Genomic DNA, 24,138 nt, shown 5'->3' on the forward strand with positions numbered 1-24,138 from the left:
GGTCACAGCTCCCGCGCGATGTTCACGCGCAAGATCTCCGACGTGCCGCCACCTATCAGGGTGAAGCGCACGTCGCGAAGGTACCGCTCGAGCGGCAGGTCCTCGGCGAAGCCGTAGCTCGCGGCCACGCGCGCCGCCCGGTCACAGACCCGCGCCGCCGCCTCGGAGGCGTAGAGCTTGGCCATCGAGGCCTCGCGCGCGTTCTCCAGCTTCTGGTCGCTGCGCCACGCCGCGTAGTGCGTGAAGCGCCGCGCCACCTCGAGCTCGGTGGCCATCTCGGCCAGGTGCGCCTGCACCGCCTGGAACTCGCGGATCGGCCGGCCGAACTGCTTACGCTCCCCCGCGTAGCGGAGCGCCTCCTCGTACGCCGCGCGCCCGACCCCGAGGGCCAGCGCCGCCGTGACGACCCGGATCTCGGCGAGGATCTCCTTCAGATAGCCCATCCCGCCGTGCAGCGTGCCGAGGAGCGCGGTGGCCGGCGTCTCCTCGAAGAAGACCTCCGAGGTGAGCGAGGCCTTGACCCCGAGCTTCTCGATCGCGCGCCCCACCTTCAGCCCGGGGGCGTCCCGCTCGACGAGGAAGATCGAGAGCGCCTTGTCGCTCGTGCGGGCGAAGACAGTGAAGAAGTCCGCCACCGGACCGGAGGTGATCCACGTCTTGGCCCCCGTGAGGAAGTACCCGCCCTCCCGCTCCACGGCGCGGGTGGAGATCGCCGTCAGGTCGCTCCCCGCGTCGGGCTCGGTCATGCAGATCGTGCCCACCTTCTCGCCGCGCAGCGCCGGCTCGAGCAGGCGTTTCCGCAGCTCGGGGGGGGCGAAGCGGAAGACGAAGTAGGTCCCCATGAGCGACTGCATGGTGCAGGCCGCCGCCACCGCGAGGCTCCCCCACGCGAGCTCCTCCACCGCGAGCACGTACGAGACCACGTCGAGCCCCGCGCCTTCGGGCTCCGGGTAGCGCAGCGAGAAGAGCCCGAGCTCCCCGGCGCGGCGGAAGAGCTCTCGCGGAAAGCGCGGCTCCCGGTCGAGCGAGGCGGCCTGCGGGCGCACCTCGTCCCGCGCGAAGCGATAAAAGAGCGCGCGTACGCTTTCCTGGGCCTCGGTCGGCGCGAAGTTCATGCTGCCCCCCCGCCACCGCGCCGGGCCGCCCGCAGCCGCGCCGTCTCCTCGGAAAGCACGGCGAAGGTCACCGGGTCCACCGCCACGCCGTAGTGCGTGCGCGCGGCCTCGAGCGAGACCAGCTCGTTTCGCACCTCGCGGGCCACCTTCTCCGCCGGTCGCTCCTCGGGGGGACCGAAGCCTCCGCCCCCCCCGGCCTCCTGCACGTAGACCGTCCCCGCCGGCACCCCCGCCACCAGGTCCTTGCTCTTCGGCACCTGCACCGTCCCGTCCGGCCGCTCGAGCGCGATGCTGTTCAGCGTACCGACGCCGCCTCCCTCGAGCCCGAAGGCCGGCTCCACGTCCCCGTCGCCGAAGACCACGAGCTGCGTCTCGCGGCCCCCCACGCGGTAGCGCGTCTCGACGCCAAGGCCCCCGCGGTGCCGCCCCGGCCCCGCCGAGTCGGTCAGGTACTCGTGCCGCAGGAGCAGGTGCGGCGTCATCTGCTCGAACATCTCGTAGTCCTGGTCGAGCACGCCCCCCGAGGCGTCGATCATGCCGATGTGGTCGTAGCCGTCGCAGTCCCGCGTGGCCCCCGAGCCCCCCTTGAGCCCCATGAAGAGGATGTCCACGTAGGTCTCGTCGCGGTCGGGACGGAGCCCGGTGGAAAGCGAACACATCAACTGATTCCACCCCGCGGTCACGCGCTCCGGGATCGCCGGGGCGAGCGCCCGGATGATCGCGTCGGCGATCGGCGGGCAGAGGTGGTTGCCGAAGGTGGTGGCCGCCGGATAGGCCGCGTTCAGGATCGTGCCCTCGGGGATCACGAGCTCGAGCGGCTCGAGCATACCGTGGTTGTGCGGCATGTCGGGGTTCACCATCTGCAGGAAGGTCAGGATGGTGGCCGAGGCGCTCGAGGCGTAGGTCCCGTTCACGAAGCCGGTCGTCTGCGCGTCGGTGCCGGTGAAGTCGAAGACGATGCGCCCGGCCGTGACCGTGATCGTCACGCGGATGCGGTAGGTCGAGCCGACCGTCCGGCCGTCGTAGTAGACGGTGCTCTCGCCGCGGTAGGTCCCGTCGGGGATGGCCCGCACCTCCGACTCCATCAGCCGGCGCGTCGATTCGAAGAGCGCCCGCTTGTGGGCCTCGAAGCGTTCGAGCCCGTACTTCTCGATGAGCGAAAGCAGCCGGCGCTCGCCGACGGTGCAGCTCCCGATCTCGGCGCGCATGTCCTCCTGCACGATGGGCAGCCGGATGTTGGCGAAGATCAGGTCCCAGACGTCCTGGCGCAGCACGCCGCGCTCGTAGACCTTCACCGCGGGGATGCGCAGCGCCTCCTGCCAGACCTCGGTCGCGTTCGGGTTGTAGCCCCCGCGCACGGCCCCGCCGATGTCGGCCATGTGCCCCTTGGTGGCCGCCCACCCGACGAGCGTCTCGCCGAAGAAGATCGGCTTGAAGGCCGCCACGTCGTTGTTCTGGTTGCCGTAGCTGAAGACGTCGTTGTGAAAGAACACGTCCCCTGGGAAGACCTGCCCGGCGAAGCGCTCGGCGATGTGCCGGCAGACGGGGCTGAGCGAGAAGGAGAGGATCGGCAGGTTCTCCGTCTGCTCGAGCATGCGCCCCTCCGCGTCGTAGAGGCCGGTGACGAAGTCCTTGGCCTCGCAGAGGATGGGAGAGCGCGTGGTCTTCTCCATGCTAATGCTCATCTCGTCGGTGATGGCCTTGAGGGCCCGTCCGATGATCGAGACCAGCACCGGATCGATGGCGTCGCGTGCGTGCATCAGGCCACCCTCCCTTGCGCCGCCCGCAGGCGCAGTAGACAGCTCCCCCGCTCGTCGAGCTCCGCCGCGTAGCGCGCGCTGACGAAGATCGTGGTGTCCGTCCGTTCGATCAGCGCGGGTCCCGCCACGCGCGCCCCCGCGAGCAATAGGTGCCCGTCGTAGACCGGCAGCTCCTCGAAGCGGTCCGCGTCGAAGACGAAGGCGCGGCGTCGCCCCTTGAGTGCGCGGCTCGGGTCGGGGCCCCCCGCCTCGCGTCGCGGCAGCTCGGGCTTCTCCGTCCGGCCGAGCGCCCGCACCCGCACGTTGATCAGCTCCAGCGGTGTCCCCTCGCCCGCGAGGTCGTAGCCGTAGAGCCGGTTGTGCTCCGCGTGGAAGGCCCGCGCGAGCGCCGCATAGTCCCCACGAGCGATCGCCTCGCGCGCCACCGGCACGGTGACCTCGTGGTACTGGCGCAGGTAGCGCAGATCCAGCGCCACCTGCACCTCGGCCCGCTCGTCCGAGACCCCTTCCTTCGCCAGCTCCGCGCGCCCCTCCGCTACGAGTTCTTGCACCACCCCCTCGAGTCGGGCCGGGGGGAGCGCGGCGAGCGGCCCGACGCACGAGCGAACGAAGTCGTGGCCGAGGTCCGAGAGGAGCATCCCCGTGGCGCAGAGGATAGACGCCGTCGGCGGCACCACCACCGTCGGGATCTCGAGCTCGAGCGCGATGGGACAGGCGTGCAGCGGCCCCGCCCCGCCGCCGATCACGAGCGGGAACTCGCGCGGGTCGAGGCCACGCCGCACGGTGATCTGCCGGATGCCGTGGGCCATGTTGGTGCTGATCACGCGGTACATCCCGGCCGCCGCCGTCTCGACGTCCAGGCCCATGGGCCGCGCGATGTGGGTCTCGATCGCGCGCCGCGCCTTGTCGCGCTGGAGCTTCATCGCTCCGCCCGCGAAGTACTCGGGGTCCAGATACCCGAGGACGAGCTGCGCGTCAGTGGAGGTCGGCAGCTCGCCGCCGCGTCCGTAGCAGGCGGGTCCCGGCAGAGCCCCCGCCGACTGCGGCCCCATGCGGAGCAGTCCTCCGCCGTCCACCCAGCCGATGCTCCCGCCCCCCGCGCCAATCGTCGCGATGTCCAGCATCGGAAGCGCGATGCGCAGCCGGTCGATCTCGCCTTCGCCGCGGAGGGCAACGTGCCCGTCCTGCACCAGCGAGACGTCGAAGCTCGTCCCCCCCATGTCGGCCACCAGGCAGCTCGAGAGGCCGTGCGGCGCGGTGTAGGCCAGCGCCGCGGGGGGCCCGCCCGCCGGACCCGAGAGGAGCGTCATCGCCGCGCGCGCCTCGGTCACCTGAGGGAGCGCCACGCCCCCCGAGGACTGCATGATGAGGAGCACGCCGGCAAAGCCGATCCCCGCCAGCTTGCCCGTCAGCGCGCGCAGGTAGTCGCGCAGCACCGGCCCGACGTACGCGTTCAGCACGGTGGTCGAGATGCGGTCGAAGAAGCGGATCGTGGGCAGCAGCTCGGTCGAGACCGAGAGGTACGCCTCGGGGAGCTCCTGCCGGACGATCTCCGCCGCCGCGCGCTCGTGCGTATCGTTCGCAAAAGCGTTCATGAAGCAGACGGCCACCGCCGTCGCCCCCTCGCCCTTCAGTCGACGCGCCTCGGCCCGCAGCGCGGCGAGGTCGAGCGGCTCGAGCTCCTGCCCCTGGGCGTCCAGCCGCCCCGGCACCGGGCGCCGCAGGGCCCGCTCGACGAGCGGCTCCACGTTCAGGTAGCGGTTATCGTACTGACGTTCGCGAATTCCCCTTCGCATTTCCAGGGCGTCACGCACCCCGGCCGTGGTGAGGAGCCCGGTCTTCGCCCCCCGCCGCGTGAGCACGGCGTTGGTCGTGACCGTGGTGCCATGCACGATGGTCTTCACCCGGCGGGCCAGCGCCTCGACGGAGAGCCCGTGCGCCGCGGCCACCGCGCGGAGCCCGTCGACGAGCCCCACCGACGGGTCCTGCGGCGTGGAGAGCACCTTGAAGGTCTCCACCTCGCCCGTCCCCGACCAGCAGAAGAGGTCGGTGAAGGTCCCGCCCACGTCGATGCCGATCTTGAAGGTCGTTTCCGCCTGGGGCGTCCGGTCCGTCATCCCACGTCCTTCCCTGTGAGGGGTTCTCCCGGGTTCTCCTGCGCCCAGCGCCGGCCGAGCTCGAAGGCCTGCCGGTTGGCCTCGAGAAAGCGCGCCGGGCAGCGCTCGGCCACCGCGGCGAAGAGCGTCTCGCTCGAGAGCGGCAGAAGCTCGAGCCCCGAAAGCGCGCCGAGGAGCAGCACGTTCAGGGTCCGGCTGGCCCCCGTCTGGCCGGCGAGCGCCCTCCCGTCGAGGGCCTGCGTCGCGGGGGCCACCGCGCGGAGCCGGGAGAGGATCTCCTCCACGCTCGGGTAGGCCTCGCGCCTCTGCACCATGGCGAAGGGCACGATCGCGCCGTCCGAGAAGAGGACCCGCGTGGTCGGTCCCAGCCGCGGCAGGGCGCGCAGCGTCTCGAGCCGCTCGAAGCCGAGCACCACGTCCGGCGCGCGGCCGATGGCGAAGGCGCTTTCGCTCGTACCGAGGCGCACGAGGCACTCGACGCTCCCACCGCGCTGGGACATGCCGTGGAGCTGGCCCGCCCCGACGGGGAGGCCGGCGTGGTGCGCCGCGAGGCTCAGGATCTCGGCCGCGGTGAGGACCCCCTGGCCCCCCACGCCCACGAGCAGGACCGTCACGCCGCCCGTCATGCCTGCCCCGTCGGAACGATGGCCTGGTTGGGGCAGATCACGGCGCAGACCCCGCAGCCGAGGCAAAGCGTGGGCTCGATGAGGATGCGGCCGTTCGCCTCGTAAAAGGCGGGGCAGCCGAGCACGTCGATGCAGACCCGGCAGTTGCCGCACGAGCCGCAGGAGAGACAGCGCGCGGCCTCGGCCCGGGCCGTCGTCTCGTCGAGGGGCCCGTTCACCTCGTGGAAAGCGAGCAACCGTTCTGTAACGTCTCGCTCGGCCGGCACGGCGCGAGGCCGCCAGCTCGGCACGCCCAGCGCCACCGCCGTCTGGCCGTTTCCGGCCGCGGGACGGAGCGGCGGCGGCCGACGGTCGGCCTCCTCGGCCCCGCGCAGCAGGCGGTCGATGGCCCAGCCGGCGCGCTGTCCCGACGCGATGGCCGTCGTGACCATCCGCTCGCCGGGGATCACGTCCCCCCCGGCGAAGATGCGCGGGTGACTGGTCTGCCCCGTCTCGGGGTTCACGGCCAGAAGCCCGTCCGGCGCGCGCCCGAGCACCACCTCGTCGCCGTCCAGCATCGAGAGCTCCGCCCCCTGCCCGATCGCGACCAGCACCTGATCGGCCTCGAGCAGCACCAGGTCCGCCTCGAGCCCGAGCGTCTCCACGGCCAGACCGCCGGCCTCGAGCCGGACCGGCCGCACCCCCGTCGCGAAGTGCACCCCCTCGTGCTCCGCCGCCGCGAGCTCCTCGGGGAGCGCGGGCATCGCCTCACGCGCCTCGAGACAGGCCAGCGTGACGCTCGTCGCCCCGGCGCGCCGCGCGGCCCGTCCTGCGTCCACCGCCGCGTTCCCGCCGCCGATCACCACCACGCGCCGACCGGTGGGAAGCGGGGCTCCGGCCGCGTGCGCCCGCAAATAGGGTAAGGCCTCTAAAACCGCCGGGGCGCCCGGTCCGCCCGCGCCCGGCAGCTCGAGCCGCCGCGGCGCCTGCGCGCCCAGCCCGAGGAAGACCGCCTCGAAGCCGTCGGCGAGCAGCCCCGAGAGGCTGAGCTCGCGACCGAGCGCGCGCCCTCCCTCGAAGGTGATGCCGAGCGCGAAGAGCCGCTCCAGATCCCGCTCGAGCGCCTCGCGCGGCAGGCGATAGGCGGGGATCGCGTGCCGCAGCACCCCCCCCGGCTCCTGCGCCGCGTCGAAGACCGTCACCGCGTAGCCCCGAAGCCAGAGCTCGTGCGCCGCGCCGAGGCCCGCGGGCCCCGAGCCCACCACCGCCACCCGCCGCGCGTGCGTGCCGAGCCGCTTCCATTGATAGGGGTAGCTCGGCTGCGCGTCGGCCCACTCCACGACGAAGCGCTTCAGGTCGTTGACCGCCACCGCGCCCCCCGAGTCCTTGCGCACGCAAACGGTCTCGCAGGGGCGGTGGCAGACGCGACAGACGCTCTCGGGCAGCGGCGTGCGCGTGAGGATGTGGCCGAGCGCCTCGCCGTACTCGCCGGCCGCGATATGCCCGGCGTAGCCCTCGATGCAGAGGGAGAGCGGACAGCGCGCGGCGCACGGGGCCTGGCTCGCCACCGTCCCTAGGCCCTCGCGCACGGCGCTCCCCCGCGTGCGCGCCAGGTGCCGCTCGTAGCCCTCGGTGAGGCACTGGTCGCAGCGCAGGCCGCTCGCCGCACGTCCGCAGGTGCGGCAGCGGCTCGCATCCACCTGGTAGAGCTGCGGGCGAAACCCCTGGCCCGCCGCCCGCGCGTGGTTCACCGGGCAGGCGCGGCGCACGACGACCACCGAGAGCCCGTCGGCCTCGCGCGCCCGTCGGAAGGCGGCGATGCTGGCGGCCGGGTCGTAGGAGTCCACCGTCTCGACCTGCGTCGCACCGAGCGCGCGCACCACCGCCTCGATCGAGACCTCGGTGCGGGAGACGGGGCTCTCCTGAAAGCCGGTCATGGCCGTGATCTGGTTGTCCAGGATCACCGCCACCATCCCCACGTTCTCCTTGATCGCGTTCAGCAGCGCGGGCATTCCGGCGTGAAAGAAGGTCGAGTCTCCGACGAAGCCCACCGTGCGCTGGCCGGTCACGCGCGCCACCCCCGCGGCCAGCGTGAAGCCCGCGCCCATGCAGAGGAGCGCGTCCACCGTCTCGAGCGGTGGCCCGTAGCCGAGCGTGTAGCAGCCGATGTCGTTGAAATAGAGCTGTTCTTCTGAAAAGGCGGAGCGCGCGGCGAAGTAGGCCGCGCGGTGGCCGCACCCCGGGCAGAGCGACGGGGGACGCGGCGGGACGCCGAGCGCGGGCGCGACGGGCGCCGCACCGACCGGGCCGAGCTCGAACGCGGCGCGCAGGCCGCGCGCGATCACCTCGGGCTCGTATTCGAAGGCCGCCGGCAGGTGCCCGGTGCGCTTGCCCAGGATCTCGACCCCGAGTCCGTGCCGCTGGCAGAGCGCGCGGATCGCGTCCTCGAGGTACGGCGAGAGCTCCTCCACCACGAGCAGCCGCGAGAGCGGCTTCAGCGCGGCGAGCAGCGCGGCCTCGGGGAGCGGGTAGAGCCCCTCGAGGCTGAGCAGGGTGAGCGCCCCTTGCAGGCCGTAGGCCTCGCGCAGGTCATAGGTCGTGGCCGCCGGCGCTCCGGAAGCAAGCACGCCGAGCGCGCTCTCGCCGTGGACGCGCAGGGTTCCCCCCGCCGCGAGCCGCGCCTCCGCCCGCCGCAAGCGCTCCTCGAGCTCGAGGCGCATGCGCCGCGCGTTCTCGGGGAGCGGCGTGTAGCGGCGCGGGTCGCGCACGAAGCCCGCCGGGTGCGGCAGCTCGGGGAGCGCGCCGAAGCGGACCGCCGCGCGCGAATGGCAGAGCCGCGTGGTCACGCGGAGCAGGACCGGCAGGCAGGCCTCCTCGGAGAGCTCGAAGGCCAGCTTGGTCAGCGCGTGCGCGCGCGCCGGCGTGCTCGGGTCGATCACCGGCAGGTGCAGCATCGGCCCGAGGTGCCGCTGGTCGTGCTCGTTCGGGCTCGTGCGGCACGAGGGGTCCCCGGCGCTCACGATCACCATCCCCGCCTTCACGCCCACGTAGGTCATGGTGGTGAGCGGGTCGCCCGCGACCATCAGGCCGAGGTGCTTCATCGCGCAGATCGACCGCGCCCCGGCCAGCGCCGCGGCATAGGCCATCTCCACCGCCACCTTCTCGTTCACCGAGTACTCGAAGACGATCCCGCGCTGCTTCGCCAGCCGCGCGAAGCTGTCGGTGATCTCCGACGAGGGCGTGCCGGGGTAGCCGCTCGCGAAGCCCACCCCCGCCTCGAGCGCGCCGCGCACGATCGCCTCGTTACCCAGGATGCAGGCCTCGGCCCCCTCGCCCTGGAGCAGGGGGTCTTGCAGCCGCGAGCCGGTGCGCTCTTCCGCCCGCTCTGCGCCGCCTCGCGGCTCGGTTCGCCCGTCCGGCTGAGCCATCAGCGCTCGGTCCAGATCCGGCGCAGACAGCAGCTGCCCCCCGCGGGGAGCGAGGAGAGCGTCTCGAAACGCAGCTTCGTGCCGAGCACGCGGTTCACCTCGGCGATCGCGGAACGGAACCACGCGTCGCAGCCGGGCTGGTCCTCGGCGAGGAGCCCCGTCTTCTTGTGCCAGTGAAACCAGGGGCAGTCGTGGTGCCGCACGAAGGCCTCGTCCACTGCCGCGTCGGCGCCCGGCTCGACCACGGCGTCCTCGCCCATGCAGTCGCTGCTCCAGACGATGCTGGTCGCGAACTGCGGCGCGACGGGCTTCGCGGGGTCCATGCGCTTCACGTAGGCCTGCGCCGTCTGCACCCCCGTCACCTCCCACATGCGCAGGACCGCGGCGGCGGCTTCAGCCTCGGAGCCGAGCTCCTTGACCGCCTCGCGCCAGGCGAAGTGCTGCGCGCGGCTGATCTCGCACAGCACCTTGAACTTCTTGTCTGCGGTCAGGTCGGCCATGGGTTCTCCGTGCGGTCGCGAGGGAGGGAAAAGCGTGTCCCAGAAGGGCTGGCCCCGCCAGGGAGGGCGGCAGCATAGATCGTGGATCTTCGGCGCTACCTTGACCGAGGTCAAAGGAGACGGCGGCCCTCAGGGATTGGCGAAGCTCGCGAGCGCTGCCACGAGGCCCCGCGTGACCTCCGCGTGAAAGACCAGGTTCAGCTTGTCGAGCGTGTCACCGACGGAGTGATAGCCCGGGTTCTTCACCGGCTTCAGGGAGTCTCCCGTGTACTCCTCGATCGCGAACAAGGCCGCATACCCTTCTGACCAGAAGGGCCCTTCGTCGCCTCACCCACAGTGCTCGGAGATGATCTTCTTCACCTTCAGCCCCGTGTAGGCCTGCACCGCGACGGCCATGCGCTCCACGAGACCCGCGTGGGCGGGCTTGGTCGCGAGATCCAGGTCCTCTCCCGCCGGGCCGTACGCGATGGTGTCTACGTTCAGAAAGCCCTCCACCTTCGACGGCGGCAGCTCCTTCTTCAGGAAGGTGACGTAGGCCTGCGAGCCCACCGTCCCGACCTCCTCGTTCGAGAAGAAGACCAGCCGCACGCCGCGCGCGGGCCGGCACCCCGCGAGAGCCCGCGCCGCCTCGAGCACCGCCGCCGTCCCCGACGCGTTGTCGTCGGCGCCCGGAGCATCGGTCGGCTTCTCGCTGATCGAATCGTAGTGCGCCCCCGCGACAATGACCTTCGCCGCGGGGTCCTGCCCCTCGAGTCGGGCCTCCAGGTTCTCGTAGACCTTCCCCTGGTAGCTGTAGAGGTGCTTGCGCACGGTGAACCCGGACAGCTGGGCGAGCTCCCCGTGAAGGTACGCCGCGGCCTTCATCTGCCCGTCGTAGCTCCGCCGCTCGCCGAGAGCCACGAGGGCCTTCAGATCCTGGAGCAGGCGGGCCTGCGAGACGCGACCCACCAGCGCGGCGCTCGGCCGGCAGCGCGCTTCCGGGGATAGGCCGTCCGCCCGCGTCATATCCGCGCCCGCTTCCCGGGCGCCCGCTTCCCGGCCACCCGCCTCCGCCACCCCGGCGTCCGCGGAGAGCCCCTGGTCGGCGCAGCCGGCACTATCCAGCGCCAGGGCGGCAATAATGAATATCGAGGAGATAGACCGTGCACGTCGCATGGCGGCAGCCTACCGCCACGAGACTGGGCGGACCAGACCCTTCCCGCATGGCCCAGTGCGTCAACTTGGCCCTGGACGACTGACCGACCGGTCAGCTAGGCTTTCTGCATGCCAGAACGCACCTTCAACACCGACCTCCGAGACATGCGGTTCGCGCTCTTCGAGCACCTCTCCCTGGCCGAGCTGCAGGCCTTGCCGCCCTACGCGCAGCTCGACGAGGAGACGATCCTGATGATGATCGACGAGGCGGCGCGCTTCGCCCGCGAGGTGCTCGCGCCGATCAATCGCCCCGGAGATCAGATCGGCGCCGTCTACGCGAACGGCCGGGTGACGATGCCTCCCGGCTTCGCCGCCGCCTACAAGGCGATCCGCGAGACGGGCTGGCTCGGCCTGCTCTCCCCCGAATCGCGCGGCGGCCTCGGCATGCCTCTCATCATGGCCACGGCGATCGGCGAGCTCTACACGGGGGCGTGCTGCTCGCTCGCGCTCTCGCTCGGGCTCACGACGTCCACCATGTCGCTGCTCGAGAACGCGGCGCCGGAGGCGCTGAAGGCGATCTATCTGCCGAAGCTCCAGTCCGGCGAGTGGCAGGGCACGATGTGCCTCACCGAGCCGCAAGCCGGCTCCGCCGTCGGCGACATCCAGACCACCGCGCGCCGCGACGGAGACGCGTGGCTCATTCGCGGCACCAAGATCTTCATCACCGGCGGCGAGCACGACATGGTGGATAACCACGTGCACCTCGTGCTCTCGCGCACCGAAGGCGCGCCGAAGGGCTTCAAGGGGCTCTCGCTCTTCGTGGTGCCGAAGTTCCGCCCCACCCCCGACGGAAAGCCCGGCGAGCCGAACGACGTCACCTGCGCGGGGATCGAGCACAAGATGGGGATCAAGGCCTCCCCGACCTGCGTGATGCAGTTCGGGGACGCGGACAAGTGCCGCGCGTGGCTCCTCGGCGAGGAGGGCCAGGGCCTGCCGCTGATGTTCCACATGATGAACGAGGCGCGCGTGGCCGTGGGTCTGCAGGGGCTCTCGCTCGCCGCGCAGGCCTACTACTACGCCCTCGAGTACGCGAACGAGCGCGTGCAGGGCGTGGACGTGGAGAACTTCAAGAACCCCGACGCGCCGCGGGTGGTGATCAGCCAGCACCCGAACGTGCGACGCATGCTCCTCTGGAGCAAGGCCGTCGTCGAGGGGAGCCGCGCGCTGCTCTACAAGACCTCCTTCTTCGCCGACGTCGCGCGCCACAGCCCGGACCCGAAGGCGGCCGGCCGCGCCAAGGCCCTGCTCGAGGTGCTGACCCCCATCTGCAAGGCCTATTGCACGGACCTCGGCTTCGAGGTGACGCGCGTCTCGATGCAGTGCATGGGCGGCTACGGCTACCTGCAGGAATACCCCGTCGAGCAGCACCTGCGCGACGTGAAGATCGCGTCGATCTATGAGGGCACGAACGACATCCAGGCGCTCGATCTGCTCGGGCGCAAGCTGCCCGCGCAGGGGGGCCTGCTCTTCCGCACCCTCGTCGAGGAGCTGTCGCGCTTCACCGAGGCCCACAAGCAGCACAACACCCTCGGCAAGGAGCTCGGCGTCTTCGCCGAGGAGCTCGGTCGCCTGCAGGCCGTGAGCATGGAGCTCGCGGCACAGGCCTTCTCCGCCGACCGACGCTACCCGGTGCTCTGCGCCAGCTCGTACCTCGAGATGGCGGGAGGCGTGGTGATGGGCTGGCTCCTCCTCGAGCAGGGGGTGATCGCGCAGGAGAAGCTCGAGGCGATCTACGCCGCGAAGGGCGCCTCCGAGGCGGCGGCGCGCAGCACGCTGCACCAGGAAGACCCCGAGGCCCGCTTCTACTTCAACAAGGTGGAGACGGCGCGCTTCTTCACGCACCAGATCCTGACCCGCAACCAGACCATCGCCTCGCAGATCCGCAGCCAGGACCGCTCCGCGCTCACGTTCCTGCCGTAGACACCCGGCCCGGGGCACGGCCGGGCCCAGGCAGGCCGGGCTTCACCGTCCTCACCTACTCCAGCCGGCACGCACCTACCTGCCACACCGTCGCCGTGCGTGGCCGAAGTTGTGCGGCTCGCGCGCGCCCGGTACTCTCGATCTCATCTTAGGAGGAGGAGGCAGCGTTCATGCGCATGCATCGTTGGGTCACGGCTCTGCTCGTCGGGGGGATGAGCGCACTATCGGCCGGCTGTAAGAGCGACAATCCCGCCGCCGGCGACGGCTCCACGGCCAGCGACTCGAGCGTGACGGTCTACGACCGCGGCGCCAGGGACCTCGGGTTCGTGGACCAGCGCGTCGGGGACCAGAGCGTCGCGGACGCGCTGCCGAGCCCCGACGAGGGAGCGCCTTCGTCCGACTCCGCGGTGAACCCCGATCGCGGCCCGGCTTCCGACGGACCGCGGCGCGACGGCCCGCGGCCCGACGCCGGACGCCGCGACACCGGCGTGGCGCGCGACGTCTACCGGCCGGACGCGCCGCCGCCGCCGCCCGAGGTGCTCTGGACGCGGCAGCACAACGGCGCCGTGGACGGCAACGACTTCGCCACCGGCGTGGCCACCGACACCGCGAACGCGATCTACGTGGCCGGGCGCGAGACCGCCAACGCGCAAGGCACGAACATCTGGGTCGCCAAGTACGACACCGCCGGCACGCTGCAGTGGACCAAGACGGAGAACGGTTCCTCGAACGGCGACGACGCCGCGATGGCGGTGACCCACGATCGCGCCGGCAAGATGATCGTGTCGGGCTTCCTGGCGCAAGCGCCGGCGGTGGGACGGCAGCACTGGACGCGCAAGTACGACGCGGCGGGGGCCACCGTCTGGACCATCGGCCCCTCGGGGACGGCCGGCGAGGACCTCGACCGCGGCGTGGCCACCGACCGCCTCGGCCAGCCGGTGATCGTGGGCCAGCAGAACGGCTCGATCTGGATGGCCAAGTACACCACGGCGGGCGCCCCGATCGCGGGCTGGACCGACTCCGGCAACGGAGACAATCTGCTCTTCGGTGTGGACACCGACGGCACCGACGCGGCGATCGTCGTGGGCCGGGCGCGCGCGGCCACCGCACCGAACCCGTGGCGCATCTGGACGCGCAAGTACGCCGCCGACCGCACCATCGCGTGGACCAATCAGTACAACGACACGCCGAACCAGGAGGGCTACGCGGTGGCCACCGACTCGGCGAACAACGTGATCCTGGTGGGCTACGACACGGGTGCGGGCCAAGGGACGAACGTCTGGGTGCGCAAGCTGGACCCGGCCGGCAACACGATCTGGACGCAGTCCTATAACGGCGCCGCGAACGGCAACGACGCCGCCACCTGCGTCGCGGTGGACGCGCAGGACAACATCATCGTGGGCGGCTACGAGACCGTCGCGAACCAGTCGCTGAACGGGTGGCTCCGCAAGTACACCAAGGCCAACCCACCCGTCGTGACCTGGACGCGCACCATCAACGGCGGCGCGAACAACGACGACCGCTGGCACGGCGTGACCACGGACTCGGCGAACAACATCATCGCGGTGGGTCGCATCACAGTCGTGGGTCAAGGGACGAACGTCATCGTCCGCAAATACTCGCCGTAGCATGGGGGGCTCGCGATCCATCCCGCCTGGCTGTGTTGCGCGCTGCGGTGCCTGCTCACCTAGCCACGCCTTCCCTCGGTGAACTGGCTCCTCCTCCCCGATCTCCTCTGCCTGCTCGTCTGCGCCATCGGCGCGGTGACCGACCTGCGCGAATACCGCATCCCGAACTGGCTCACCGGCAGCGGGGTGCTCGTCGGGCTGATCGTCAACTATGCCGTGATCGCGGCCTACCTTGGGCCCGCGGCGGGCTTTCGCCTCGGGCTCGGGCACGCCGCTCTCGGCGCGGCGGTGCTCTTCGCGGTCTTCGGCCTCTTCGGCTTGCTGCGCCTGGTGGGCCTCGGGGACGTGAAGCTGATGGCCGCCGTGGGCGCGCTGTTGCGCTGGCCGCTCGCCCTCTGGGCGCTGGTCTACGTGGTGCTGGCGGGGGGCCTGCTGGCCCTGGTCGTGGCCGCGCTCCGGGGCCGGCTCAAGGCCACCTTCTCGGGGCTCTTCCGTCGCGGCACGCGAGCCGTCGAGCGCGACGACGAGGGCTTTCCCGCGGCGGCGCACCGGCTGCCCTACGGGGTGGCGATCCTGCTCGGGGTGGGGTGGGCCGTGGCCGCGCGCTACGTGCCCGCGCTGCGCATCCCGTAGAGGCCTTAGCGGACGAGGCGAATGCGCGTCGAGTCCAGGCCGAAGAAACCGCCGCCCGCCGGACCCGTTGAGGTCAGGTCACAGCGTAGCTTCCCGACGATGAACTTGCCCGAGGGCGGCGCGACGCAACCGCCACCGGCCCCCGGTGCGACGACGAAGGGCCCGCTGTTGCTGCACCGCGCGCCGTAGATCTCCAGCACCGCCCAGCCGGCAATGACGTGCGTCCCCGCGTACTGGAAGCTCGGACAAGCGCCCGTGCTCTGCAGCACCGGCACGCGCACGTTGAACGGTTGCGGCACGTTCGACGGGTTGCCGCGCCGCAGGATGTCCTGGATCGTCGGACAGAAGTTGTTGTTGCCGGTGTTCATGCCGTTGCCGTTGCCGACCTGGATCGACTGGCCGGCCATGTACCGGTTGCAGCCCCCGGTACACTCTCTCGTCACGGGGTCGATGGACACATTGCCATTCGCGTCGTAGCAGCCGGCGCGGATGAGCCCGTTGATGGCCGGGCCGCCCACCTGCCCGTGTGCAGCGAAGGTAGTCCACCCCGCGTTGTCCGAGTTCGCATCCTGAAACTGCATGCACCACTGGCACGTCCCGCTGCCGACGGGGTTCGTGAGATTGCAGTCCGCCACGACCAGCGGAAAGCCGCACTCCGAGACCGGCCCGCCCCCGACGGCGATGGCCGAGGCCCGCACGTCCGACTGGCTCCGCCCGAGGAACGACGCGAAGAAGTGTCGCACCGGGGTGCTCGAGGTCGCGGCGCGCTCGCCGAGCACCCGCACGGCGTTCGCCGCGGGAACCTGCGCCGTCGTGGGAGTCGGACCGAACGAGGTGAAGACCTCGGTGATCGTGTCCCAGTGCCCGAAGATGATGTCCGCGTCCTGAAGCGCGACGTTCGCGTTGTTGGCCGGGTTTTGCAGCGCGAGGTCCTTGGCCGCGGCGCGGGCGTTGGTGATCCCCGTGTCCGTGCCGTCCAGCTTCATCGCGCCGGCGTGCGAGGCCGAATCGCAGGTGTTCTGGATCTGGTTGCGCACCTGATACAGGTGGCCCGAGTCCAGCACGAACGCCGCCAGGCCGATGAGGACCGCCAGCATGATGGCGAAGATGAGGATGACGCTCCCCTCTTCGCGCCGGGCCCACCGCTCGCGCACGGCCGAAAGGCGCCGCGCCAGATGTCCCCTACTTGCCGCCCTTCCCATCTTTACCCTCCTGCAACAGCAACACCCTCGCTGGAGAGCCCTTGCCCACCTCGCCGGTCGCCTCCGAGCCCCCGATCGTCTTGCGGTAGCGGCCCTGGATCAGCACCGCCTCCTCGGAGTCGAGGCCGAGGGGGTTGCCCGTGGCTGCTTCCCGGTTGATCTTCTGACGGGTCCAGAATTGCCGCGTCTGCCGGCCGTAGTCCTCGCGCAGATGCTCGCGCGGGCCACACGCCGCAAGCCCCATCCCGGCGACAATCCAAAGCAATGCACGCTTCATGGCGTGTCCTCCTGTGGGGTCGTCCCGGGTGCCTCTCTCGCAGAGGATAGCAGGCTGGGCATCGGGCGACCGAGTCTTTTGCAGATGCGCTCGAGGTTCTTCCGGACGCGGAGGTGCTCCGGGTCGAGCTGCAAGGCCTTGAGATAGAAGTCGTAGGCACGTTCGAGCTCGCCCAGCTCCTCGTAGACGAAGCCCATGTTGTTCTGCGCCTCGGCCGGCTTGCCCCCCATGCGGAAGTGCCGGTACGCGAGATGCAAGTTCCCTTCGCGCGCGTAGGCGAAGGCCAGGTTGTTGTGGATGCGCAGGTGGGTCGGCTGGCGCAGGAGCGCGAGGCGATAGGCCTCGACGGCGTCACGCACGCGCCCCTGGAGGTACAGGCAAAAACCCAGGTTGTTGTGGTACGAGGCGCGCTGGTCGTCGAGCTTGAGGGCCGCTCGGTGCGCCTGCTCGGCCTCGCGATGCCGTCGCTGGGTGTCCAGAATGACCCCGAGGCTCCCGTACGCGGGGGCGAAGTTCACGTCGCGCTTGAGCGCCTCGCGCATCGCCCCCTCGGCGCGCCCCGGGACCCGGAGCTCCAGGTAGAGCCGCCCGAGCAGGTAGTAGGGCTCCGCGGCCTTGGGCTTGAGGCGCAGGAGCTCGTTCACGTGCGGCACGGCGCGCTGCGCCGACGAGGCCCGCAAGAGCGCGTAGGTCATGCCGCGATGAAACTCGTACGGGTTGCGGCGCGCGTCCCAGACCCGCTCGCCGCTCCCCGAGCCCGAAGAGCTCGCGCAACCGGCCAGCAGGGCCACGCCACAGAGCGCCGGTATTCCTCGCAGCATGGGCTTACCCTCCGCCGCCGGTGATGCGGGGCATCAAGATCCGGATGATGCGCACCACGGCCGGCCCCATGAGTACCGCGAAGAGCGACGGGAGGATGCAGAAGATGAGCGGCACGGTCAGCTTCACCGCCACGGTCGCGGCCCGCTCCTCCGCGAGCTGCATGCGGCGGATGCGCATCGCCTCGGACTGCACGCGGAGCGAGCGCGCCACCGAGGTGCCGAAGATCTCCGTCTGGATGATGATCGCCGCCAGGTTCGAGAGCTCCTCGACGCCGGTGCGCTGCGCGAGGCGCCGGAAGGCCTGGCCCCGCGAAAGACCGGCGCGCATCTCGAGCCCCGTCGTGGAGAGCTCGAACGACAGGATGGGCGCCGCGAGCTTGACCTCCTCGGCCACCCGGTTCACCGCGGCGTCGAGCCCGAGCCCCGCCTCCACGCAGGTGACCATCAGGTCGAGCGCGTCGGGGAGCGAGCGGTTGATCTTCGACTGCCGGTCCTTCACCCGCCCCATGAGCCAGAGGTTCGGCAGGTAGAAGCCGATGCTCATCAGCACGAGCGTATAGAGCGCGGCGAACCGGAGCGGCTGGGGTCGAATCGAGTTGAGCCAGAGAAAGAACACGCCGAGTGCCAGGCAGAAAAAGACCTTCGAGCCGAGGTACACCGCCATGGCGCGCTCGTGGCGGATGCCGGCGTAGGCCAGGCGACTCTGCAGCCGACCCCGTTCCTCCTCGTCGCCGGGCTGAGCCACCTTCGCGAGCGGGGTGAGCAGTCGGGCCCAGATCGAGGCTGGCTTGGCCTCTGTCTCCGGCGCCGGCCGCGGCTCGGCTGCGTCCGCCGGGACCACGGCCGTCGAGGGACGGATCGCCCGCTCCAGGCGCTCGCGGGTCGTATCGCGCCGCGCGACGGCCACGTACCGGAGCCCCATCACGAGCGCCATCGCCGCGCCGAAGGCCACGACCAGCACCGCGGCGTAGCCCGCCGGTCCCGCGAGGAAGTTCTGTACGAGCTGCCCCATCGTCCAGCTCCTAGTAATCCACCTGCGAGAGCTTGCGCATCCACAGGATGCCGAGGGCCCACATCACGAGGCCTCCGAGCGCCATCAGCCGGCCGATGGTGTCGGTGACCATCGGCACGAGGTACTGCGGGTTCATGAGTCCGACGAAGAGCAGGCACAGGAAGGGGAGGGCGCCGAGGATGTAGCCCGACAGGCGCCCTTCGGCCGTCAGCGCCCGCAGCTTGCCGTAGAAGCGAAACCGGTCCCGAATCGTGGTGGCGATCTGGTCCAGGATCTCCACCAGATTGCCGCCCGTCTCGCGCTGGATGATCACCGAGACGGCGAAGAGCTTGAGGTCCAGGTTGTCCGGCACGCGCTCGGTCATGTGCGTGATGGCTTCGCGAAAATCGACGCCGAAGTTCTGCTCCTCGAAGCAGCGGCCGAACTCGACCGCCACGGGGGCCGGCATCTCCTCGGCCACCAGCTTGAAGCCCGACGAGATGCCGTGGCCGGCGCGCAGCGACCGCACCATCATCTCGAGCGCGTCGGGGAGCTGCTGCGAGATCTTGATGCTGCGCCGCACGCGCGCGTTGAGCACGATGAGGATCGGGATCGCTCCGCCCAAGGGAATACCGACGAGGGCGGAGAGGATCACGCTGTGCAGCGGCATCACGAGCAGCATGGTGAGGCCCACGGCCAGGCCAATGCACAGCGCGAGCGTGAAGGCCACCGTCCAGTTGAGGTCCGTCTTGAGCAGGAGATCCTCGAGACGCTGGGCGAAGGGCCACGGCCGGAGGAGCGCGTCGAGCGAGGGGCTCCGCGCCATGCGGCGCTCGCGGAGCAGGCTCGCCCCCGCCGTCTGCATCCCGAGGGACTTCAGCCGGCGCCGGAGCTCGTGGCGCCGCTGCTCGCCCCGGTAGACCACGAGGTAGTAGGCCGCCTCGGCGGCCAGGAAGACCACGACACCGACGACGACGAGGAGGACGTTGGTGGTCATGCGCGAAAGCTGATGTCGGTCCCGTACCCCGCGCGCTGGATGCGCTCGAGGCTCTGGGGTCGGATGCCCGTCGCCACGCTCTCTCCGAGCACGTGTCCGTTCGCGTCCACGCCGCGCTGACGGAACATGAAGATCTCCTGCATCGTGATCACCGACCCCTCCATCCCCGTGATCTCCGAGATCGAGAGCACGCGACGCTTCCCGTCGGAGCCGCGCGACAGATGGACCACCATGTTCAGCGCCCGCGAGAGGGTCAGCGACATGACCGATTCGCTGTAGACCGCCCCGGCCATCCCCACCATCGCGCCGAGGCGCGTGAGCGCGTCGCGCGGGCTGTTGGCGTGCACGGTGGTCATCGATCCGTCGTGGCCCGTGTTCATGGCCTGGAGCATGTCCATGACCTCGGCGCCGCGAACCTCGCCGACGATGATGCGGTCGGGACGCATGCGGAGACTGTTGCGGACCAGGTCCCGCTGCGTGATCGCCCCCTTCCCTTCCAGGTTCGGGGGGCGGGTCTCCAGGCGCACCACGTGCCTCTGCTGGAGCTGGAGCTCCGCCGCGTCCTCGATGGTCACGATGCGCTCGGTCGGCGGGATGAAGGCCGACATGGCGTTCAGCATGGTGGTCTTGCCGCTGCCCGTACCGCCCGAGATGAGGATGTTCAGCCGCGCGCGCACCGCCGCGGCGACGAAGTCCAGCATGGCCGGCGTGAGCGAGCCCCCCGCGACCAGGTCCGGCGCGAGGAGCGGCTTGCCGCCGAAGCGGCGGATGGAGAGCGCGGGGCCGTCGAGCGCGAGCGGCGGGATGATCGCGTTCACGCGCGAGCCGTCAGGGAGGCGCGCGTCCACCATCGGCGAGGTCTCGTCCACGCGTCGGCCGATGCGGCTCACGATGCGGTTGATGATCTGCATCAGGTGATCGTTGTCGCGGAAGCGGACCGAGGTCTCGAGGATGCGCCCCTCGCGCTCGATGAAGACCGTGTTGTAGCCGTTGACCAGGATGTCGGCGATGGTCGGGTCGGCCAGCAGCGGCTCGAGCGGGCCGAGGCCCGTGATCTCGTCGAGGAGTTCCTGGATCAGCCGCTCGCGCTCGATGCGATTGAGCGGGAGCTGAGCCGCCACGATCAGGTCGGTGATCGTGTTGCGGAGCTCAGCGCGCAGCTCCTCCGGCTTGAGGCGGTCGAGCTTCTGCAGCTCGAGCCGATCCACGAGCTGGTCGTGAATCGCGCGCTTCATGTCGTGGTAGACCGCCGGCATCTCCTGCGCCGCCGCGAGGAGGTCGGGGTTCGAGTCGTGGCCGAGCTTCAGACGATCGCGGAGCTTCATCTCACTTCCCCAGGAAACCGAAGAGCCCGCGCCGCTTCTGCCGCGAGGTGCCCCCCACGAGCGGCACCAGGCCCTGAATGTCGAGCGTCACGCGCGCCTTGGGCGCAGCCTTCACGAGCAGGTTGCCGTCGTTGACCGCCTTGATCACCGTCGGGAAGTCGTTGCACACGGTCCCCACGATGGGCGTGTTGAGCGCGTCGCCGATCGAGTCCGGGTCGAGCTTCGTGCCGCGTGCGTAGCGGTTGAGCACCGGCTTGAGCTTGTCGGGGCCGTAACCGAGCCGCTTGAAGACCGCGAGGCACCGGTTGGCGTTCTTCACCGACGGGATGTCCTGCGTGATGGTGAGGAGGATCTTGTTGGCCAGGTCGAGCGCGACGAGCGCGTTCTCGTTGAAGTCGCGCAGGCCGTCCACCACGACGTAGTCGAAGTGCTTGCGCAAGAGGCCCAGGAGCTGCGCCGTCCCCTTGCTGTCCACCTCGGCGGTCTCGTCGAGGTTGTCCCCCTGCGCCACCGCGTAGAGGCCGGAGGTGTGCTGCGTGAGCGACTGCATCAGGAGCTCGCGGTCCAGCCGACGCATGTTCGAGACGACGTCGTGGAGCGTGTAGCGCGCCGTGAGGTCGAGAAAGGAGAGCACGTCGCCGAGCTGCTGGTTCAGATCCACGATCACCACGGCGTTGCGCTCGTCCTCGTCGCTCTCGAGCAGCGCGCCCGCCAGGTTGGTGGCGATCGTGGTGGCCCCGCTCCCCCCCTTGCAGGCGAAGACGGCGATGATCACCCCCTGCCGCGCGGCAGCGGGCTGCGAGGCGGCGACGGCTGGCTCGGCATCGCGCACGTTCAGGTCGCGGATCGCCCGGCGCACGTCCCCCGCCCCCTCGTCGAGGAAGGCATACTCCTTGGCCCCGGCGCGCATCGCGGCGAGGATCTTCTCGGGGTCGCGGTCGCGCGAGACGATCATCGAGACGCAGCCGTCGAGCCGCGAGATCTGCTGCGATACGCCGAAGATGGCCTGCGGGTCGTGGTCCAGATAGAGGAGCGCGATGCTCGGCGGCTCCTTCTGGATGAGCGCGAGCGCCTTCTGCGGGTCCTGCTCGGCGGCGCGGATGTTCACCATGTCCAGGATGTGCGGGCGCAGAGCCTCGAGCTCCTGCTCCCGCGCACCGACGATCACTACCTCAGGCTGCTGCGCCATGTCCGTACGTTTCCTCGCCGCTAGTCGCGGATGAAGCCGAGCTGACCGACGGGTCCCCCGCCGGAGCGAAGCGCCTCGTCGGGCTTCGAGCGGCTCGCCTTGCGCTTCCATCCGGAGGTCCGGCCCAGCAGGAAGAACTGGAAATCGTCCGGGTCGTTCAGGTCGTCCTCGCCGGGGAGCATGGGCACCTCGTGCGGCTGCATGGGCTGGACGAGGTGCGTGGTGACCACCACCATGAGCTCGGTCTCCTCGCGCTGAAAGGCCGTCGAGCGGAAGAGCGCGCCGAGGAGCGGGATGTCGCCGAGGAGCGGAATCTTGCGCACCGCGGAGCGGATCTTGTCGGAGAGGAGACCGGCCACGGCGAAGCTCTGACCGTCCTTGAGCCGGATCGTCGTCTCGCTGGTGCGGGTCTTGAAGCCGGGGATCGAGAAGCCCGCGATGGTCACGCCCGCGGTGGGGTCCGGCTCGCTGACCTCGGCGTAGAGCTTGAGGTTCATCGTGCGCTGGCCGAGGACGGTGGGGGTGAACTTGAGCCGCACGCCGAACTTCTTGAACTGCACCGAGACGGTCCCGAACTGCTGGGAGAAGACGATCGGCACCTCGCCGCCGGCGTGGAAGCTCGCGTCCTGCCCGGAGAGCGCCACCAGGGTCGGCTCGGCCAGGATCTTCGCCAGCCCCTCCTCGGCCAGGATGCTCAGGATGGCGCTGAAGGGGAACTTGTCCAGGTTGGCCGAGAAGAGCATGTTGAAGGCCTCGCCGTGCACGGGGGCCGGGACGACGGGGGGGACCATGGCCCCGGGCGCGGGGACGCCCGTGCCGGGAATTTGCAGGTACGGGATCACCTGGCCGGACTGGCCGCCGGCGCCGACGATCGCGCCCACGCGCCCGTTCGCCGGGTCGCTGTAGAGCATGTTCACGCCCATCTTGCGCATCCCCGTGCGGGAGACCTCGGCGAAGCGCACCTCGAGCTGGACCTGCTGGTTGCCGGAGACCTGCACGAGGTTCGCCAGCCGCTCGGAGTGGAGCTTGGCCACCTCCGCCACCCGCGCGGGGAGGCGGACGTCGCTCACCTCACCCGAGAGGACGACCAGGTCGCCCGCCGAGCTGACCTTGATCTGTTCCTTCGGGAAGAGCTCTCCGAGCTGCGTGCGGAGCTGGTTCAGGTTGCGCGTGCAGGAGACCGCGATGACCAGCGGCTTGTCCGAGTCGCCCCAGAGGATGAGGTGCGTGTAGCCGACCCCCTTCGCGGTGACCAGCACCTGGAGCGGCGTCACGACGCGCACGTCGGCCACGTTCGGGTCGGCGACCGAGACGCGCACGATCTTTTCCGACACGCGCATCAGGCGCGTCTGCCCCACCTCGAGGGCCACACGCTGGCTGGCGTCCGCTTGCTGGGTCACCGTGGGTTGGGCCGCCGCCGGCGCGGCCGCGAGGAGAAGTAGCAGAGCCATGTACCGCGGCGTCACACGCATCGCATCACCTCAGATCGAAGGACCGCGTTCGGTTGTACCGTTTGAAGCGTGGGGAGGTCCGAGCCGAATCACTGGCCGCGCTTGCTGTCGGCCGACGGCCGAAGCTTGCGCTCCTCGACGCGATCTCCCCGCAAGATCTCCACCACGGGCTGGTCTGACTTGGGCTTGACGTCCGACGAAGTCGCGGGCTTCTTGCGCCCGCTGCTCGGCTTGCGCGCCGCGGCGACCGGCTGCGGAGCCTCGGGCTTGCTGGCCGGCGCGGTGCCGTCGTCGGGGGTGAGCAAGGCGACCGGCGTGACGCCAGCCGTCGCGACGGGGTCGGTGTCGATCCCCGAGCGCATGGTGAGCTGGATCTCCCCGTGGCGGCTGGCGAGGGCCAGCCGCTCCGACTGGTCGGGGGAGACCTCGAGGGTCACCACCTGCACGGTGACGGGCTTCGCCCCCTGGCTGACGAGCTGCTCGCCCACCGCGAGGACCTTGATGTTCTGCAGGATGATCTTCGAGATCTTGGCCGCGCGGCGCTCGTGGCGGGCTTCCTCGTCGGGGGTCATGGTGGTGATGACGTCCACGAAGTCCCCCGGCTGGACGAAGCCGGCCACGCCGATCACCTGGTCCACCTTGACCGCCATGGCGCGCATCCCGCGCGCGAGCACCGCCGCGAGCCCCTGGCCGGCCTCCTTGGAGGCGAGGCGCGCCTCGAGCACGGGCTCCCCCTTGGCGATCGACCGGCGGAGCGTGCGCCCGAGGAGGGCCTTCGGCACGCCGAAGGTCCCCGCCGGCACGGCGTCGGAGGGCCAGCGAATCACGCCCAGCACATTCTCGGTGAGCGCCGTGCCGATGGCCAGGTCCTGCGCGGCCACCACCACGGGCACGACCGCGGCGTTCGCGGCCGGCTGCCGGCGCGCCTGCTCGTCGAGATAGCGTTTCACGAGAAAGACGGCCCCCGTCCCCGCCGCGAGCGCGA

At 70.7% G+C, this 24,138-nt stretch carries 20 protein-coding genes; 3 read left to right on the forward strand and 17 right to left on the reverse strand.

The window, feature by feature from the left end:
• Window positions 1-2 precede the first annotated feature (2 nt).
• From IT371_29555 to IT371_29590, 8 genes are all read right to left on the reverse strand, one after another.
• The gene (locus tag IT371_29555; GenBank protein MCC6751836.1) at window positions 3-1,115 is read right to left on the reverse strand and encodes an acyl-CoA dehydrogenase family protein; all 1,113 of its coding nucleotides are present in this window, start codon (window positions 1,113-1,115) and stop codon (window positions 3-5) included.
• Window positions 1,112-2,875 (reverse strand): hydantoinase B/oxoprolinase family protein, encoded by a 1,764-nt coding sequence (locus tag IT371_29560; GenBank protein MCC6751837.1) that lies wholly within the window; start codon window positions 2,873-2,875, stop codon window positions 1,112-1,114. The genes IT371_29555 and IT371_29560 overlap by 4 nt, the downstream gene beginning before the upstream one ends.
• Entirely contained in the window at window positions 2,875-4,992 is a 2,118-nt protein-coding gene (locus tag IT371_29565; GenBank protein ID MCC6751838.1) for a hydantoinase/oxoprolinase family protein, read from the reverse strand. The genes IT371_29560 and IT371_29565 overlap by 1 nt, the downstream gene beginning before the upstream one ends.
• Window positions 4,989-5,618: an indolepyruvate oxidoreductase subunit beta gene (locus IT371_29570; GenBank protein ID MCC6751839.1), complete on the reverse strand. Its 630-nt coding sequence runs from the start codon at window positions 5,616-5,618 to the stop codon at window positions 4,989-4,991. The genes IT371_29565 and IT371_29570 overlap by 4 nt, the downstream gene beginning before the upstream one ends.
• Window positions 5,615-9,025 carry an FAD-dependent oxidoreductase gene (locus IT371_29575; GenBank protein ID MCC6751840.1) on the reverse strand — a complete coding sequence of 1,137 codons (3,411 nt, stop codon included), beginning with the start codon at window positions 9,023-9,025 and terminating at the stop codon, window positions 5,615-5,617. The genes IT371_29570 and IT371_29575 overlap by 4 nt, the downstream gene beginning before the upstream one ends.
• Complete coding sequence (locus IT371_29580) at window positions 9,025-9,525, reverse strand: L-2-amino-thiazoline-4-carboxylic acid hydrolase (protein MCC6751841.1); 501 nt, start codon at window positions 9,523-9,525, stop codon at window positions 9,025-9,027. Before IT371_29580 ends, IT371_29575 begins: the two co-directional genes overlap by 1 nt.
• A 129-nt stretch (window positions 9,526-9,654) precedes the next feature.
• Window positions 9,655-9,813: a hypothetical protein gene (locus tag IT371_29585; protein MCC6751842.1), complete on the reverse strand. Its 159-nt coding sequence runs from the start codon at window positions 9,811-9,813 to the stop codon at window positions 9,655-9,657.
• Window positions 9,814-9,852: 39 nt separating this feature from the next.
• Entirely contained in the window at window positions 9,853-10,680 is an 828-nt protein-coding gene (locus IT371_29590; GenBank protein ID MCC6751843.1) for a M20/M25/M40 family metallo-hydrolase, read from the reverse strand.
• Between the two features lie 108 nt (window positions 10,681-10,788).
• Between IT371_29590 and IT371_29595 the strand changes: the two genes are divergently transcribed.
• The 3 genes from IT371_29595 to IT371_29605 all read left to right on the forward strand — a co-directional run bounded on the left by IT371_29595 (window position 10,789) and on the right by IT371_29605 (window position 14,900).
• On the forward strand, window positions 10,789-12,639 hold the full coding sequence (locus IT371_29595) for an acyl-CoA dehydrogenase (GenBank protein MCC6751844.1): 1,851 nt from the start codon (window positions 10,789-10,791) through the stop codon (window positions 12,637-12,639).
• 170 nt (window positions 12,640-12,809) lie between these two features.
• Entirely contained in the window at window positions 12,810-14,267 is a 1,458-nt protein-coding gene (locus IT371_29600; GenBank protein MCC6751845.1) for a hypothetical protein, read from the forward strand.
• A gap of 78 nt (window positions 14,268-14,345) precedes the next feature.
• On the forward strand, window positions 14,346-14,900 hold the full coding sequence (locus tag IT371_29605) for a prepilin peptidase (protein MCC6751846.1): 555 nt from the start codon (window positions 14,346-14,348) through the stop codon (window positions 14,898-14,900).
• A 5-nt stretch (window positions 14,901-14,905) separates the two neighbouring features.
• Here the strand turns inward: IT371_29605 and IT371_29610 are convergent, their stop codons facing one another.
• From IT371_29610 to cpaB, 9 genes are all read right to left on the reverse strand, one after another.
• Window positions 14,906-16,102 carry a hypothetical protein gene (locus tag IT371_29610; GenBank protein MCC6751847.1) on the reverse strand — a complete coding sequence of 399 codons (1,197 nt, stop codon included), beginning with the start codon at window positions 16,100-16,102 and terminating at the stop codon, window positions 14,906-14,908.
• Window positions 16,083-16,379, reverse strand: coding sequence for a hypothetical protein (locus tag IT371_29615; protein ID MCC6751848.1), 297 nt, complete (start codon window positions 16,377-16,379; stop codon window positions 16,083-16,085). The genes IT371_29610 and IT371_29615 overlap by 20 nt, the downstream gene beginning before the upstream one ends.
• On the reverse strand, window positions 16,376-17,200 hold the full coding sequence (locus IT371_29620) for a tetratricopeptide repeat protein (GenBank protein ID MCC6751849.1): 825 nt from the start codon (window positions 17,198-17,200) through the stop codon (window positions 16,376-16,378). The genes IT371_29615 and IT371_29620 overlap by 4 nt, the downstream gene beginning before the upstream one ends.
• Window positions 17,201-17,204: 4 nt before the next feature.
• On the reverse strand, window positions 17,205-18,212 hold the full coding sequence (locus tag IT371_29625) for a type II secretion system F family protein (protein ID MCC6751850.1): 1,008 nt from the start codon (window positions 18,210-18,212) through the stop codon (window positions 17,205-17,207).
• A 10-nt stretch (window positions 18,213-18,222) separates the two neighbouring features.
• Window positions 18,223-19,188, reverse strand: a complete 966-nt coding sequence (locus IT371_29630) for a type II secretion system F family protein (protein MCC6751851.1) — start codon at window positions 19,186-19,188, stop codon at window positions 18,223-18,225.
• A complete protein-coding gene (locus IT371_29635; GenBank protein ID MCC6751852.1) occupies window positions 19,185-20,513 on the reverse strand; it encodes a CpaF family protein in 1,329 nt (442 codons plus the stop codon). The genes IT371_29630 and IT371_29635 overlap by 4 nt, the downstream gene beginning before the upstream one ends.
• A gap of 1 nt (window position 20,514) precedes the next feature.
• Window positions 20,515-21,702 (reverse strand): AAA family ATPase, encoded by a 1,188-nt coding sequence (locus tag IT371_29640; GenBank protein ID MCC6751853.1) that lies wholly within the window; start codon window positions 21,700-21,702, stop codon window positions 20,515-20,517.
• Between the two features lie 20 nt (window positions 21,703-21,722).
• Window positions 21,723-23,174: a type II and III secretion system protein family protein gene (locus IT371_29645; protein ID MCC6751854.1), complete on the reverse strand. Its 1,452-nt coding sequence runs from the start codon at window positions 23,172-23,174 to the stop codon at window positions 21,723-21,725.
• Window positions 23,175-23,242: 68 nt separating this feature from the next.
• Window positions 23,243-24,138: Flp pilus assembly protein CpaB (gene cpaB / locus IT371_29650; GenBank protein ID MCC6751855.1), on the reverse strand; the 896-nt coding region annotated here is incomplete at its 5' end.

It is taken from the genome of Deltaproteobacteria bacterium, from assembly GCA_020848905.1.
In the GTDB taxonomy this organism is placed as follows: domain Bacteria; phylum Myxococcota_A; class Polyangia.